This window comes from Bradyrhizobium sp. CIR48, from assembly GCF_014198315.1.
In the GTDB taxonomy this organism is placed as follows: domain Bacteria; phylum Pseudomonadota; class Alphaproteobacteria; order Rhizobiales; family Xanthobacteraceae; genus Bradyrhizobium.
In genome coordinates, this window is sequence record NZ_JACIHG010000013.1 from 218,622 (window position 1) to 233,088 (window position 14,467).

Annotated in this window: 16 protein-coding genes and 1 tRNA gene; 9 read left to right on the forward strand and 8 right to left on the reverse strand. The window is 64.4% G+C overall.

The genetic code is table 11. The features are described from left to right. Both rpoD and GGD66_RS34005 read left to right on the forward strand, forming a co-directional pair. Positions 1-2,142: an RNA polymerase sigma factor RpoD gene (rpoD, locus tag GGD66_RS34000; protein ID WP_092260643.1), complete on the forward strand. Its 2,142-nt coding sequence runs from the start codon at positions 1-3 to the stop codon at positions 2,140-2,142. 184 nt (positions 2,143-2,326) lie between these two features. Continuing rightward, complete coding sequence (locus GGD66_RS34005; protein ID WP_092260645.1) at positions 2,327-2,707, forward strand: thiol-disulfide oxidoreductase DCC family protein; 381 nt, start codon at positions 2,327-2,329, stop codon at positions 2,705-2,707. A gap of 18 nt (positions 2,708-2,725) precedes the next feature. Here the strand turns inward: GGD66_RS34005 and GGD66_RS34010 are convergent, their stop codons facing one another. Together GGD66_RS34010 and GGD66_RS34015 are read right to left on the reverse strand one after the other, a co-directional pair. Further along, positions 2,726-2,962, reverse strand: coding sequence for a hypothetical protein (locus GGD66_RS34010; protein ID WP_018318231.1), 237 nt, complete (start codon positions 2,960-2,962; stop codon positions 2,726-2,728). Positions 2,963-3,423: 461 nt separating this feature from the next. Continuing rightward, a complete protein-coding gene (locus GGD66_RS34015) occupies positions 3,424-3,768 on the reverse strand; it encodes a hypothetical protein (RefSeq protein WP_092260647.1) in 345 nt (114 codons plus the stop codon). Between the two features lie 268 nt (positions 3,769-4,036). Between GGD66_RS34015 and GGD66_RS34020 the strand changes: the two genes are divergently transcribed. Beyond that, positions 4,037-4,840: a lytic murein transglycosylase gene (locus tag GGD66_RS34020; RefSeq protein WP_092260649.1), complete on the forward strand. Its 804-nt coding sequence runs from the start codon at positions 4,037-4,039 to the stop codon at positions 4,838-4,840. A gap of 103 nt (positions 4,841-4,943) precedes the next feature. On the opposite strand, the gene GGD66_RS34025 is transcribed toward GGD66_RS34020, so the two are convergent. Then, a complete protein-coding gene (locus GGD66_RS34025; protein ID WP_183261010.1) occupies positions 4,944-5,774 on the reverse strand; it encodes an SDR family oxidoreductase in 831 nt (276 codons plus the stop codon). A 121-nt stretch (positions 5,775-5,895) separates the two neighbouring features. On the opposite strand from GGD66_RS34025, the gene GGD66_RS34030 reads away from it, so the two are divergent. From GGD66_RS34030 to GGD66_RS34045, 4 genes are all read left to right on the forward strand, one after another. After that, complete coding sequence (locus tag GGD66_RS34030; RefSeq protein ID WP_092260653.1) at positions 5,896-6,270, forward strand: response regulator; 375 nt, start codon at positions 5,896-5,898, stop codon at positions 6,268-6,270. Positions 6,271-6,486: 216 nt separating this feature from the next. Beyond that, entirely contained in the window at positions 6,487-7,098 is a 612-nt protein-coding gene (locus GGD66_RS34035) for a LysE family translocator (protein ID WP_028140463.1), read from the forward strand. A gap of 665 nt (positions 7,099-7,763) precedes the next feature. Beyond that, positions 7,764-8,975, forward strand: a complete 1,212-nt coding sequence (locus tag GGD66_RS34040; RefSeq protein WP_026201983.1) for a GGDEF domain-containing protein — start codon at positions 7,764-7,766, stop codon at positions 8,973-8,975. Positions 8,976-9,009: 34 nt separating this feature from the next. Continuing rightward, entirely contained in the window at positions 9,010-9,636 is a 627-nt protein-coding gene (locus GGD66_RS34045) for a peptidoglycan recognition family protein (RefSeq protein ID WP_183261013.1), read from the forward strand. A 173-nt stretch (positions 9,637-9,809) separates the two neighbouring features. Here GGD66_RS34045 and GGD66_RS34050 read toward each other — a convergent pair whose 3' ends face one another. The 3 genes from GGD66_RS34050 to GGD66_RS34060 all read right to left on the reverse strand — a co-directional run bounded on the left by GGD66_RS34050 (position 9,810) and on the right by GGD66_RS34060 (position 12,457). Then, positions 9,810-10,151, reverse strand: coding sequence for a hypothetical protein (locus GGD66_RS34050; RefSeq protein ID WP_183261015.1), 342 nt, complete (start codon positions 10,149-10,151; stop codon positions 9,810-9,812). 181 nt (positions 10,152-10,332) lie between these two features. Then, positions 10,333-11,232, reverse strand: a complete 900-nt coding sequence (gene rpoH, locus GGD66_RS34055) for an RNA polymerase sigma factor RpoH (RefSeq protein ID WP_018318222.1) — start codon at positions 11,230-11,232, stop codon at positions 10,333-10,335. A 217-nt stretch (positions 11,233-11,449) separates the two neighbouring features. Next, positions 11,450-12,457 carry an RluA family pseudouridine synthase gene (locus GGD66_RS34060; protein ID WP_183261017.1) on the reverse strand — a complete coding sequence of 336 codons (1,008 nt, stop codon included), beginning with the start codon at positions 12,455-12,457 and terminating at the stop codon, positions 11,450-11,452. Between GGD66_RS34060 and GGD66_RS34065 the strand changes: the two genes are divergently transcribed. Both GGD66_RS34065 and GGD66_RS34070 read left to right on the forward strand, forming a co-directional pair. After that, positions 12,456-12,800 carry a hypothetical protein gene (locus GGD66_RS34065; RefSeq protein ID WP_028140457.1) on the forward strand — a complete coding sequence of 115 codons (345 nt, stop codon included), beginning with the start codon at positions 12,456-12,458 and terminating at the stop codon, positions 12,798-12,800. The two genes, GGD66_RS34060 and GGD66_RS34065, sit on opposite strands and share 2 nt — an antisense overlap. A gap of 57 nt (positions 12,801-12,857) precedes the next feature. Further along, positions 12,858-12,932, forward strand: a tRNA-Glu gene (locus GGD66_RS34070). Positions 12,933-13,204: 272 nt separating this feature from the next. On the opposite strand, the gene GGD66_RS34075 is transcribed toward GGD66_RS34070, so the two are convergent. Both GGD66_RS34075 and GGD66_RS34080 read right to left on the reverse strand, forming a co-directional pair. Next, a complete protein-coding gene (locus tag GGD66_RS34075) occupies positions 13,205-13,624 on the reverse strand; it encodes a CBS domain-containing protein (RefSeq protein WP_018317283.1) in 420 nt (139 codons plus the stop codon). Positions 13,625-13,806: 182 nt separating this feature from the next. Further along, positions 13,807-14,277: an aminoacyl-tRNA deacylase gene (locus GGD66_RS34080; RefSeq protein ID WP_026201821.1), complete on the reverse strand. Its 471-nt coding sequence runs from the start codon at positions 14,275-14,277 to the stop codon at positions 13,807-13,809. Between the last annotated feature and the right edge of the window lie 190 nt (positions 14,278-14,467).

Here is a 14,467-nt window from a genome sequence, read left to right on the forward strand (position 1 = left end):
ATGGCCACCAAGGCAAAGACGCTGCAGGCGAAGGACAAGGAAAAAGACGACAAGGCAGCGGACGCGCCGGAGAAGGATTCCCAGGACGCGCCCTCGCCGTTGCTCGACCTGTCCGACGCCGCCGTAAAGAAGATGATCAAGCAGGCCAAGAAGCGCGGCTTCGTGACCTTCGATCAGCTCAACGAAGTCTTGCCGTCCGACCAGACCTCGCCCGAACAGATCGAGGACATCATGTCGATGCTCTCGGACATGGGCATCAACGTCACCGAAGCCGACGATAGCGAAGGCGAGGAGGACAAGGACGAGGGCGGCGAGGACGAGACCGACAACGAGCTCGTCGAGGTCACCCAGAAGGCCGTCACCGAGGTCAAGAAGAGCGAGCCGGGCGAACGCACCGACGATCCCGTGCGCATGTATCTGCGCGAGATGGGCACGGTCGAGCTGCTCTCCCGCGAAGGCGAAATCGCCATTGCCAAGCGCATCGAGGCCGGCCGCGAGGCGATGATCGCAGGGCTGTGCGAAAGCCCGCTGACCTTCCAGGCCATCATCATCTGGCGCGACGAGCTCAACGAAGGCAAGATCTTCCTCCGCGACATCATCGATCTCGAAGCCACCTATGCCGGCCCCGACGCCAAGGCCGGGATGAACAATGCGATGATCGCAGGTCCAACCGGCGAGAACGGTGAGGCGCCTGCCGAGGGCGGCCAGGCCGCCGCGACCGGCGCGCCCGCGCATGTCGCCCCGCCCGCCGCGCCGCCGTCGCCGACCCCGTTCCGGGCCGCGCCTGCGCCGGGCGGCACGGAAGCCGGCGAGGAGAAGGATCCGGGCGAGGCTGCGGCCGAGTCCGACATGGACGACGACGAGTTCGAGAACCAGATGTCGCTCGCGGCCATCGAGGCCGAGCTCAAGCCGAAGGTGGTCGAGATCTTCGACAAGATCGCCGACAGCTACAAGAAGCTGCGCAAGCTTCAGGAGCAGGACATCCAGAACCAGCTCCAGAACGAGTCGCTCTCGCCGCACCAGGAGCGCAAGTACAAGAAGCTGAAGGACGAGATCATCGTCGAGGTGAAGTCGCTGCGCCTCAACCAGGCCCGTATCGACTCGCTCGTCGAGCAGCTCTACGACATCAACAAGCGCCTCGTCTCGCATGAGGGCCGCCTGATGCGCCTTGCCGACAGCCACGGCGTCGCGCGCGAGGACTTTTTGCGCAACTACACCGGCTCGGAGCTCGATCCGCGCTGGCTCAATCGCGTCTCGAAGCTCTCGGCCAAGGGCTGGAAGAACTTCGTCCATCACGAGAAGGACCGCATCAAGGATCTGCGTCACGAGGTGCATCAGCTCGCCGCGCTGACCGGCCTCGAGATCGTCGAGTTCCGCAAGATCGTGCACTCCGTGCAGAAGGGCGAGCGCGAGGCACGCCAGGCCAAGAAGGAGATGGTGGAAGCCAACCTCCGTCTCGTGATCTCGATCGCCAAGAAATACACCAACCGCGGCCTGCAATTCCTCGACCTGATCCAGGAAGGCAACATCGGCCTGATGAAGGCGGTCGACAAGTTCGAGTACCGCCGCGGCTACAAGTTCTCGACCTACGCGACGTGGTGGATCCGGCAGGCGATCACCCGCTCGATTGCGGACCAGGCCCGCACCATCCGCATCCCCGTGCACATGATCGAGACGATCAACAAGATCGTGCGCACGAGCCGCCAGATGCTCAACGAGATCGGCCGCGAACCGACCCCGGAAGAGCTCGCCGAGAAGCTCGGCATGCCCTTGGAGAAGGTCCGCAAGGTCCTGAAGATCGCCAAAGAGCCGCTTTCGCTCGAAACGCCCGTCGGTGACGAAGAGGATTCACACCTCGGCGATTTCATCGAGGACAAGAACGCGATCCTGCCGATCGACGCCGCGATCCAGTCCAATCTGCGCGAGACCACCACGCGCGTGCTCGCCTCGCTCACCCCGCGCGAAGAGCGCGTGCTCCGCATGCGCTTCGGCATCGGCATGAACACCGACCACACGCTGGAAGAAGTCGGCCAGCAGTTCTCGGTGACGCGCGAGCGTATTCGTCAGATCGAAGCCAAGGCGCTGCGGAAGCTGAAGCATCCGTCGAGGAGCCGGAAGCTGCGGAGCTTCTTGGATAATTGATCGGGATTGTCATGCCCGGGCCCGACCCGGGCATCCATCGTAACGAAGACGGCGGGCCGAAAAGCCCGCCGTTTTTCTTTGTGCTAGCGCCTGGATTGCGTCGGATAGTAAATTGCGAGGCGGATGCCGTTGGTTTGCTCATTCCATCTCCGTTGCTCTTCCGCTTTTTTCAACCCCGCCAGCTATGCCCGACTATCACCTCACCGTCTGGTACAACACCCGCTGCCCCGTCTGCGACGCCGGCATCGACTGGCAGCGCAACAAGCTGCTGGCGCTGGTGCGCGCGGGTACGGTCGAGTTCAGGGACATCAACGAGCAGCCCGACGCGCTGGCGCACTTTGGTGCTTCGCTCGACGACATCAGGCGGCGCCTGCATGCGACCGATGAAGCGGGGCGGCTCATCGTCGGTGCGGATGTCGCGATTGCGTTGTGGAGGTTGACTCCGGGGGAGGGCTGGCTTGCTGCGCTGTTCGGCAATCGCGTGGCGCTGCCATTCACGCGGTTCGGCTACGACCGGTTTGCCGATCTGCTGTTTGCCTGGAATAAAAGGAGCGGGCGCTGGTGAGCGCCTGCTTATGTCGTCCTACTTCTTCTTCACCCCGACCCGCTCGATCCGCTTGATCTCGAGCGCGGGGCGGCCGCTCTTTTCGGCGATCTCGCGGTCCTGCTCCATGATGAAGGCGCGGGCGGGTTCGTCGCCGTCGAGGCCGCCGAGCAGCTCGCTGGGTACGCGGCGGTTGGAGCGCTGGGAATCGTCTTCATAGAAGACGTTGAAAAAGGCGAATTCGCCTTTGGGATTGGTTCCGGGTTTTTTGGCCATGGCGGCTTGTCGTCGATAGCCGCGTCATAGTCAAATGACTTCGCGCGTCGCCGGGGTCGGTACGGAGCCGTGGGCCCGCTGCGCAAGGGATCCTTGCCTCAATAAACGGCGGGCCGAAGCCCGCCGCTTATTTTTGGTCTTCAGCGTCACCCGGGGCTGGCAGGGTGACAACCTAAAATAGAAGGCTATAGAAGACGCCCTGCGATGGCAAGGCAAATCGTGGCGGCGTTGATGTCGCAGCGAGCGGATCAGATATGCGATGGTCGCGACATCTGGTTTCGATTCACATCGAAGCAATTGTTTAGAGCGTCAAACCAGTTTGTTCATCTTGCCGGCCCTCGCGATGCAACGCGCGTGGCGCGCTGTGTCGGAAGGCGCGCCAGCCTGCACCTCTTCCCGCCTGCGTGCAGACAGTGTGATCTCGATTTGTAAAAGCGGGTTCCATCGCCGCGGCTAATGTCTCAATGCGCGCGCGTGCGCCGCGCCGTCTCCTGCATCGCCAGCCGCGACCCGCGTCCGCCGCCCTTGCCGCTGTGCTCTTTAAGTCCCTGCGCCATGATCGCGCTGCCCATCGCAGCCGAGCCGAAGGTGATGAGGAACGAAGCCACCAGCAGCGCGAGCGCGATGCCGGGCGAGCTGTCGGCGAAGATCAGCTCGCGCAGATGTCCGGGGTTGAGCCAGAGCAGGCCGCCGACGAGGAGCGTCGCGGCGCAGGCGCCGATCGCGAGGTTGATGGCGAGCAGGCGGAACAGGGGAATGCGGAGGAGGGAGCGGGCTGGCCGGTGAGGATGTTGATGGTTGGACATGGTTGATCGCTTCATCCTGGCTCAACGTCGTCGTCGATCGCGCAGCGGTGTGGCGCAAGCAACATTGTCACAGCGCCAGCTCTCTCATCCATCAATCCGGCCGGTCATGGAGGCTTCTCCTTGGCGGCTCCCGTGTATTCGCAATCTAGACAGCAGGGCGTGAGACAGTTTGATGCGGATCAAGCTTGCTGCTTTGACGCTCGCTGCGTTCCCGGGCATGATCCGCGCGCTGCTTCGCAGCTTGAGATTTTTAAGGGGATTGCTCCACATGCTGAGACTGCTTCTCGCCGCCGCGTCCGTCATTTGTCTGGCCGGCGGGGCGCAGGCCGCGCGCTGCGGCGGGGACTTCAACAGTTTCGTCGCCACCATGGCCCAGGAAGCGCAAGCAGCCGGCGTCTCGGCAAGCGTGACCAACGCGGCGCTCAGCGGCGTCACCCCCGATGGCGCGGTGCTTGCCTTCGACCGGCGCCAGCGCCACACCTTCAACAAGAGCTTTGAGCAGTATGTCTCGACCCGCGTCGGCCCCGGCCGCATCAATGGCGGTCGTGCCCTCTTGCAGCGCCACGCCGCGCTGCTCTCGCGCATCGAGCAGCAGTTCGGCGTGCCCCGCTATATCCTGGTCGCGATCTGGGGGCTGGAGAGCGATTTCGGCAAGGGCGACATCGGCAAGATGCCGGTGGTCCGCACGCTGGCAACCCTCGCGCATGATTGCCGCCGCACCGACCTGTTCCAGGGCGAGCTGCTCGCTGCGCTGAAGATCGTGCAGCGCGGCGACCTGCCGCTGCGCGACCTGATTGGCGCCTTCGCCGGCGAGATCGGCCAGACCCAGTTCCTGCCGTCGTCCTACATCAAATACGGCGTCGATTTCGACGGTGACGGCCATGTCGACCTCCGTCACAGCGTCCCCGACGTGCTCGCCTCGACCGCGAATTTGCTCCACACCAGCGGCTTCAAGATGGGCCAGCCCTATGGCGAAGGCACCGCCAATTTCGAGGCGATGCGCGAGTGGAACAGGGCGGTGGTGTATCGCAAGACCATCGGGTATTTCGCCGATCGCCTTGCGGGACAGTGACCACATACTCAGTCTCGTAGGGTGGGCAAAGCGTAGCGTGCCCACGACTTCTGTCGGCGGCAAAGAGATCATGGGCACGCTACGCTTTGCCCACCCTACGAATTCACGTTCCCTTCGCCATCTTCTCCAGCCGCCGCTGCAGCGGCGCCCAATACGTTGCCGGCCGAAACCGCTGCAACAGGTCCATGAAGCGGGCGTCGTTGCCGATCAGGATGCGGGGCTCGTTCTTCTCGATACCCCTGATGATGCGCAGCGCGGCGTCCTTCGGCGTGGTCCTTGCCGCGGTCTCGAACCGCTCGATCGATTGCGCGCGGCGGGCATTGTCGGTGACGCCGACCCCGGTGCGGGAGTTGCGCGCGATGGCGGTAGCGACGCCGCCGGGATGCACGACCGAGAGCCTGACCGGGCTGCCCGCCACCGAAAGCTCGTGCCGCACGCTCTCGGAGAAGCCGCGCACCGCGAACTTGGCCGCCGCATAGGCCGATTGCCCCGGCGGCGCGATGATGCCGAAGATCGAGGAGAGGTTGACGATGTGCGCCTCTGCCAGCGTCTTCAGATGCGGCAGGAAGGCGCGCGTGCCGTGCACCACGCCCCAGAAATTGATGTCGAACAGCCAGTCCATCTGCGCCTGGTCGATCTCCTCGAACGAGCCCATCAGCGCGACGCCGGCATTGTTGACGACGATGCCGAGCGCGGGATGGGAGGAGGTCGCTTCGTTCGCGAACTGCGCGATGTCGTCGGGTTCGCCGACGTCGACGCGGTGCACGCTGACCTTGCGTCCCGCGCCGATCTCGGCCGCGAGCGTCTTCAGCCCGGCCTCGTCGCGATCGGCCAGCGCAAGATCGCAGCCGCGCTGTGCAAGCTCGATCGCCAGCGCCCGGCCGATGCCGCTGGCGGCTCCCGTGATGGCGGCGGCGCCGCGAATCGTGGTCATGAATCCCCCCGTCAAGTCCCTGCGCGCGGAACCATGATTTACATTTTTTCAGAATGGAACTGAACCGCAGGCGCCTTGGCTCCTTAACATACGTTACGCAAGCGATCATTGGGAGACGCTGATGGGACAGGCACAGCCATTTCGTGCAACTGCGCTGATCGTTGAAGACGACGTCATGCAGCGGGAGATGCTGAGCCTGCTGCTGGAGGAGAGCGGCTACCACGTCATCCAGTGCGAAAGCGCCGAGGCCGCCGAGCGCGTCCTCGACAAGAGCGCCGGCGCGCTCTGCCTGATGATGACCGACGTCCAGCTCGCGGGGCGCATGAACGGCGTCGAGCTCGCGCACGTCGCCAAGGACCGCAATCCCAAGCTCGACGTCGTCGTCACCTCCGGCCGCCCCCTGATGCAGCCCTTGCCCGACGGCGCAAAGTTCTGGGCCAAACCCTGGGCGCCGCTCGACGTGCTGCGCGAAGCCGAGCTCGCGCAGCTGGCTTGAAGCGAAGGTTTCGCTATCAAATCCGTCATCCTGAGGTGCGAGGCATCGGGCGCAAAGCGCCCGATGGGAAGCCTCGAAGGATGCACGGCCGAGACGCAGCCGGGCCGTCGCCCTTCGAGGCTCGCCCAAGCGGGCGAGCACCTCAGGGTGACGGTCAGAGACTGAAGGCCCGAGACCTGACTTTCCCGCCGCGAGGCGGGTTGATAAGGTCGGCCCATGTCCTGGTCCTTCCTGCTCACCTCGCTCATCGTCGTCGCCTCGCCCGGCACCGGCGTGCTCTACACCCTGGCTGCGGCGCTGACGCGCGGCTCGCGTGCCAGCCTCGCGGCCGCCTTCGGCTGCACGCTCGGGATCGTGCCGCACATGATGGCGGCCATGCTCGGGCTCGCCGCCGTGCTCCACACCAGCGCGCTCGCCTTTGCCGCGCTGAAATGGGGCGGGGTGCTCTATCTGCTCTACATGTCCTGGCAGGCGCTACGCGAGCAAGGTGCGCTGGCGGTCGAGGGCGAGATCCGCGAGCGTTCGGTCGGCCGCGTTATCGTCACCGGCTTTCTGATCAACATCCTCAATCCAAAACTGTCGATCTTCTTCCTCGCCTTCCTGCCGCAGTTCATCGCGGCGGACGAAGCCCATGTGCTGGCGCGCATGCTGGAATTGAGCGGCGCCTTCATGGCGATGACCCTTGCGGTGTTCGTGGTCTACGGCCTCTGCGCCGCCTCGGTGCGCGAGCACGTCATCTCCCGCCCGCGCATCATGGCCTGGCTGCGCCGCAGCTTCGCCGCCGGTTTCGCCGCGCTCGGCGCCAAGCTGGCCTTTGCGGAGAGGTAGTTTCTCCTTCACCTTTTGAAAGGTTCGTCATGCCCGGGCTTGTCCCGGGCATCCACGTTCTTGATGCGGCGTCCAGGAGGGGCAGCGTTCTCAACACCACCCAATAAAAAAGCGGGCCTCGCGCCCGCCACCTTCAAACTTACCCGACGCCCGGGCGGAGCAAGCTCCACCCGGGCAAAGAACAAGCCTCGTTACTTCTTCTTCGCCTTCTTGGCCTTCTTCGCCTTCTTCTTCGTCGCCTTCTTCGCTTTCTTAGCCATAGGATCCTCTTAAGGGTTAATGGTGGAACGCGACACGAGGGATGCTCGGCGGAGGGCCAGCCTCGCAACATCCTCGACGACAAACTCAGCAGATTCGCGCCTTCCTGCCCCGCGCTGTCACATCCGTGTCATCGCGTTATCCACAGCTCAGATGCATTTTCGGGTGATTTTGGTGCGCGAATCCGCATCGCGGCGTCGAAGCGGCGTCGCCGCCGACATCCCTAACGATCCGACAACGGAGCGGCGCCGTTCATGAATCCAAAACCAAAGGCGCGTTTTGCCGGAACGCGGTGAGACTCCATTAAGCGCGAAGGCCGCATTCTTCTCCGCAAGAAAACGGGGATGGGTCATGGACGGACGGCTGCCAGGGACGGGGGGCGCGACGCTGCGCATGCCGCACGCGTCATGCTGAACGTACCGACGCTCTGGACCGTCTTCGTCGTCAACTTCCTGGCGCTCGGCGTGATCTGGGCCTACGTGACGCGCTCCTATCCGAAATTCGCCGCCGCGCGGTTCTGGATGGCATCGTCCTTTGTCGGCGCGATCGGGGCGATGACGGCGCTGGTGCGCCTGTTCGTGGCGTCTCCCCTCCCGCTTCTGCTCGGCGCGGCCGGTGTCATCGCCGCGAGCTGCCTCGCCGCGATGGGCATTCAGCGCTTCTATGGCCGGCCGGTCTCATGGCGCCTGATGACGGCGACGGGAGGCTTGAGCCTTGCCGGCGTCGTGGTCTTCATGGTCGGCTTCGAGCACATGCAGCTGCGGATGCTCAGCTACACGCTCGGTCAAGCCCTGCCGCTGATGCTGGCGCTGCGTCTGCTGCTGTCGCCGCCGGAAGGGCGCGTCAGCCCGGGCGCACGGCTGTCCGGCATCGTCATCCTCACCATCATCGCGATCCTCATTGCCCGCACGATCGGCAATCTGCTCGGCCACGATCTGTCGGCGAAGGCCGGCGGCCAGACCCATGCCGTGATGGTGCTGGGGCTGCTGTTCCTGTCGATGACGCTCAATTTCGGCTTCCTGCTGATGGCGATGGACCGGCTGCGGGGCGAGGTCGCCGACCTCGCGCTGCTCGACGATCTCACCGGCGTCGCCAACCGGCGGCATCTGCTGCAGCGCCTGACCGAGGAATGCGCCCGCTCGGAGCGCAGCGGTGCGCCGTTCTCGCTGCTGGTGATCGATCTCGACGGCTTCAAGACCATCAACGACACCCACGGCCATGCCGCCGGCGATGCCTGCCTGCAGCACTTCACACTGATGGCGCAGACGCGGCTTCGGCCCGGCGACATGCTGGCCCGCACCGGAGGCGACGAGTTCTGCGTCGTGCTGCCGTCCTCGTCCTTGCGCGAGGCCGCCGCGATCGCCCGCCGCGTGCTCGAGGTCTGCCGTCAGGATGCCGAGGCCTGCACCGGCAGCGAGATCCCGATCGCGATCTCGATCGGCGTCGCGCAGTGGGATCGCGGCATCGGCGAATTCCCGGATCGCCTGATGGCCAATGCCGACCACGCCCTCTATGCCGCCAAGAAGAACGGCAAGAACGATTTTGCCGTCTACGATCCGTCGCCGCCGCTGTCGCCTGAGCCGATCGGCCGGGGCGAGACCGCGCGCCATTTCGCCTGAGGCCATGCTAGGTTGCGGTCACCGTTGGACCCGCATGATGATCGCTCGCCTGCTCGCGGCCGTTCTGGCCGCTTTCTTTCTGATCGTCCCCGCCGCTGCCGAAGATGCCGAGCTCGCAAAGCTCGCACGCGCCTCCGGCACGCCTGACATTCCCGGCCTGAAGCTGGTCTGGCTGGCGCCCTGGGGTGACGTCCGGAACGCAAACCCCTGGCGCAACATCATCGTGCACCAGACCGAAGGACCGGCGGGCTCGGCGCGCGGCGGTGCGCAAGCGCAAGCGAAGACCCCGACGCGGCGCGGCGTCACCGTGTGGGTGGAGACCGACGGCACGGTCTATTGGGCGGTCGCGGAAAACCTGGTGCCGACCCATGGCGACGGCGCCAATCGCAACGACAGCAAATATATCGACAACAGCGCGACCTATCGCCAGGTCGTGCGCGACAATTCGATCGGCGTCGAGTTCGCCGGCAACTATCCTGATGTGACGACCGGTCCGACCGACGCGCAGGTCGCGGCGTGGCGCGTGCTCGTTCAGGTCCTGCGCGCGCGCTACGACATCCCGCTCGACCGCGTCTATGCCCACAACTGGATCGACTACAAGGACGCGCGCTATTGCGAAGGCTGCTGGCTCGCCACGCTGGCGAGGATGTGGGGGGAGTAGGAGGTGCGCTCCCTCGCCCCGCTTGCGGGGAGAGGGTTGGGGTGAGGGGATTCTCCACGGGGACGGTGAGAGTTGGACTCGCGGAGAGACCCCCTCACCCGAATTCGCGCTTCGCGCAAATTCGACCTCTCCCCGCAAGCGGGGCGAGGTGAACGACCGGCGGCCCGGATTGGCTACACCGCCTGCGCCATCCAGCCGAAGAACCGTCGCATCAATCCCGGCCGCTGTGGCAATTCCGGCGGATCATCGACCGCCAGCACGCGTTTGAAGAAGTAATCCAGAAACACCATGTCGTTCGGCTCGGTGACGGTGAATGTCTCCTCGCCGAAGAACACGCTGTAACTGAAGAAGAACGGCCCCATCAGCGGAATCGTTGCCGTGCCTGCATAGTCCTTGGAGATCACGAACTCCGACGGCTCGAGCCCATGCTCGCGCATCGCCTGCTCGACCAGCGGCAGCTTGCGCATGAACTGGGCGGAAAAGCCGCCGACGGTGGATTGCAGGATGATCGACACGGTGCGTGTCCGTTCTTGAGGATGTGACCGACCATCATGTGTCGGGCGACCCGTCATAGGCGTTCAAGGTGCCCCGCCAGCTTCGCGAAGCTGCCGCAGCTCACCCAACAAAAAAGCCGGCGTTGCCGCCGGCTTTTTCTCTTTCTCGATCCGCCAATCTCTTGCCGCGGCAACGCCCCGCTTAGTGCGCGGCTTCCAGCGCGGCCTGTTCGGCCCTTGCGATCGTGCCCTTGACCGCGGACTGCACCTTCTCGAAGGCGCGGACCTCGATCTGGCGGACGCGCTCGCGCGACACGCCGAACTCGGCAGCAAGGTCTTCCAGCGTCATCGGCTCATCGGCGAGGCGGCGCGCCTCGAAGATGCGGCGTTCGCGCGGGTTGAGCACGCCCATGGCGCCGTTCAGCGCGTCACGGCGTTCGTCGTACTCCTCGTGCTCGGCCAGCATGGCTTCCTGGTTGGGCGTATTGTCGACCAGCCAGTCCTGCCATTCGCCGGCTTCGCCGTCGTCGCGGATCGGTGCGTTGAGCGACGCGTCGCCACCAAGGCGGCGGTTCATGTCGATCACGTCCTGATCGGTGACGCCGAGGCGCTTGGCAATGATCTTCACCTGGTCGGGGCGCAGATCGCCCTCGTCCAGCGCGTTGATCTTGCTCTTCGCCTTGCGCAGGTTGAAGAACAGCTTCTTCTGGTTCGCGGTGGTGCCCATCTTCACGAGCGACCAGGAACGCAGAATGTACTCTTGAATCGACGCCTTGATCCACCACATCGCATAGGTGGCGAGACGGAACCCCTTCTCGGGTTCGAAACGTTTCACCGCCTGCATCAGGCCGACATTGCCTTCCGAGACGACCTCGGAGATCGGCAGGCCGTAGCCGCGATAGCCCATGGCGATCTTGGCCACGAGCCGGAGGTGGCTGGTGACGAGTTGGTGCGCCGCGTCGCGATCGTCATGCTCGCGCCAACGCTTGGCGAGCATGTATTCCTGCTGGGGTTCCAGCATCGGGAACTTGCGGATCTCGGCGAGGTAACGGGAAAGGCCGGATTCTCCATTGAGGACCGGCAAAGCAGCGGTACGGGCCATACTGAAGCCCTCCAAAGGTTCAGGCCCCCGATAGCGGCGGGCCAGGCAGACGACCGCTGTGTTAAAGCCGGCCGTAGCTGCGATGTTCCGTTGGTCATTTCCAACGCAGCCGCAATATACCCCATGGGGGGGCAAAAAGGGAAGGATTGCTGACGTCACGACCCCGTGTGGCAGCTATAATCTTTTGTAATGTAACGCTTTTCTTAAAGGGCCTGCGTCATACCGCCGCTTTCAGGGTGCTCTGGAGGAGAAGCAAATCCTCCGGCAAAGGCGCCTCCCAGTGGAGTAATTCTCCGGTCCTCGGGTGCTCCAATACCAGCAAATACGCATGCAGGGCCTGCCGCCCAAGCGCGGCCAGAGCCGCCTGCGACGAGGGCGCCAGCTGGTTCGCCTTGGTCTTGAAATGCGGGCCATAGACGGCATCGCCCATCAGGGGATGGCCGATATGAGCGAGGTGGACGCGGATCTGGTGGGTACGCCCGGTCTCGAGCTCGCAGGCGAGCAGCGTCGCGATCGGCTTGCCGTCGCGTCCGTTAAAACTCTCCAGAATCTCCCAATGCGTCACCGCCTCGCGGCCGCCCTGGCGCACCGCCATCTTCTCGCGCGCATGCGGATGGCGGTCGATCGGGGCGTCGACGGTGCCGCGATGGCGGCCCGGGACGCCCCAGGCAAAGGCCATGTAGCCGCGGCGCATCGCACCGGTGCGGCCGTGGTCGGCGAATTGCGCGGTCAGCGAGGCATGGGCGAGGTCATTCTTGGCGACCACCATCAGCCCTGTGGTGTCCTTGTCGAGTCGGTGCACGATGCCGGGCCGGCGCACCCCGCCGATGCCCGACAGCGAAGAGCCGCAATGGGCGATCAGCGCGTTCACCAGCGTACCGGTCTCGTGGCCGGCCGCGGGGTGCACCACCAGCCCCTTCGGCTTGTTGAGGACGACGATGTCATCGTCCTCGAACACGATATCGAGGGCGATATCCTCCCCCTTCGGCTCCGGCGGGGCCGCCGCCGGCACGTCGATTATGATCGTATCGCCGGATGTGACGTGATAAGCGGGGTCGCGGACCGCGGAGGCCTTCAGGCTCACCGCGCCCGCCAGGATCAGGGCTTTCAGCCGCGATCGCGACAGGTCGGTGAGGTGTGCCGCCAGCACGCGGTCGAGCCGGGCCGACCCCTCGTTGCCGGCGACGACAACCTCCAACCTTTGCGCAGAGCCAAAATTTTCCATGACGACGACTGATACCGCTGTTCCCGAACCGAGCCCCGAGCAGGCCGCGCTGTTCGCGCGGGTGCGGCGGATGATGCTGATCGCGGGGTTGACCACGGCGCTGGCGATCTGCGCCGTGCTGATCGCGGTGGGCTACCGCCTTTTCAAGTCGGAGGGAAGGGCGGCCGAGGCGGCCAGTGACGTTACCGCCATCCTGCCGAAGGGCGCCAAAATCGTCTCGACCGGCCTCGCCGGCGACCGCCTCGTGGTCAGCCTGGATGTCGGCGGCGTCATCGAGATCCGCACCTTCGACGCCCACACGCTCAAGCCGGCCGGGCGGCTGAAATTCGCCAATGAGCCGTAAAAGGCTCCTCGGGGTCCTTGCGGCGGACAAATTTCGAGGCTATTGGCTAGCCCTCACGCTCCCTTCGTCTAGCGGTTAGGACGCGGCCCTCTCAAGGCTGAAACAGGGGTTCGATTCCCCTAGGGAGCGCCAAATCCTCGATATTCCTCGACTTTTTGCTGCGACCCCATCCGACGGCGGCCCGGTCCGGCCGCGCGATCTCGCTTGGTCATAGGTTGCGCGCCGCAGCGTCGACGCTGATGAAGCGGTCGAGTGAACCCGCCCTGACATTCACTCCGGCGCAAAGTAAGTCGCATCGCGCCGTCGCTTCTGTGCCGCGCGATGGTTGCATGACGAGCGCGTGGCTCGGGCTCCCCCTCGACGCCTGTTTGAGCGGCGATCGCGAGAGAGCCCTGGCCGCAAGTTCAGTGATGCGCCGAAATGCTCCTGACGGTCTCGGTGAGCATATCACCGGACGCGGAATGGCCGACGTCGCCCAGGCTGATGATGCCGACCATCCGCTTGCTCTTGTTGATCACCGGCAGCCTGCGGACCTGCAGCTTCTCCATGTGATGCATCGCCTTGGCGAGGTCATCGTCCTCGCGGCAGCAATGGATGCCCTCGGTCATCACGTCGCTTGCCGTCGCGCGGCCGGCATCGAAGCTGTGGCTCGCGAGCCCTTTGCAGACGATATCGCGGTCGGTCACCATTCCGACCAGCTTGTCATCCTCGCCAATCGGAATGCAGCCGATGTCATGCGCCCGCATCAGTTTGGCAATCTCGGTGATTGGGGTGTTGGGGCTGACCCAGTCGACACCCTTGTGCATCACGTCTTTGACTTTCATGGCGAGCCTCCGTTCGTGGGTTTCAAGTGCGTTGATGCAATGCAACGGCACCCCCAATCTTCCGAACTCCGACCAGACAAGCGCAGACACTCTCGCCGCCACCCTGCGGAACAGTATGACGGCAACCTCACGGCCAGAGTTCCCGCCCAAGATCGCAACGGCAATCGGCGGTCTACAAAACCTCAGTCATGCGCGCTGAAGCGCCCGTGCGGTGCGTTGGCCGTCAGGCGCGCAAACTGCGCGTGACCCATATGGAGTAGCGTCTCATGATCGCCGGCTTCCATATAGATGTCTGGCTGCGCCTCGATGCTGTCGTCGATGATCATTTCCAATCCGTAGCATTTGCCGACGGCGGGAACCGCACCGTGTGCACAGTCGCTGAACAGCCGATTGACCTCGGTTTCATTGGCCATTTGGACATTGTCGCCGAGGCTTGTCCTCAGGTCCGACAGGCGGAGGTGATGCGATGCGGGCAGGATGGCCAGCATGTATCCGCCGTCGCGCCGCAACACGATGCCCTTGGCGAGGCGGTCGCCCGAGATATGGCATGCCTCGGCCGTTCGAGCGGACGTCATGCTGAGTTCGTGCGGGATCACCTCGTACTGGATGTTCTCAGCGGCGAGGTATTTCTGGAGCGTGGGAGCAATGGCCATGGCATCACCTCCGATGCGGAATGCAAACCATCCACCGCGAGGTCGACCCTGCAGACTCTCGCCATACGATGGGCGGCTGCCTGACTAGAGACCCAACATAGGTCTTCCATCCGCAAGCTGCAATTCAGCGTTCGCGGTTTTCTTCTGCGCGGAGCGCCATCGGTCGAGACTGGCACTCAGGGGCAAGCTT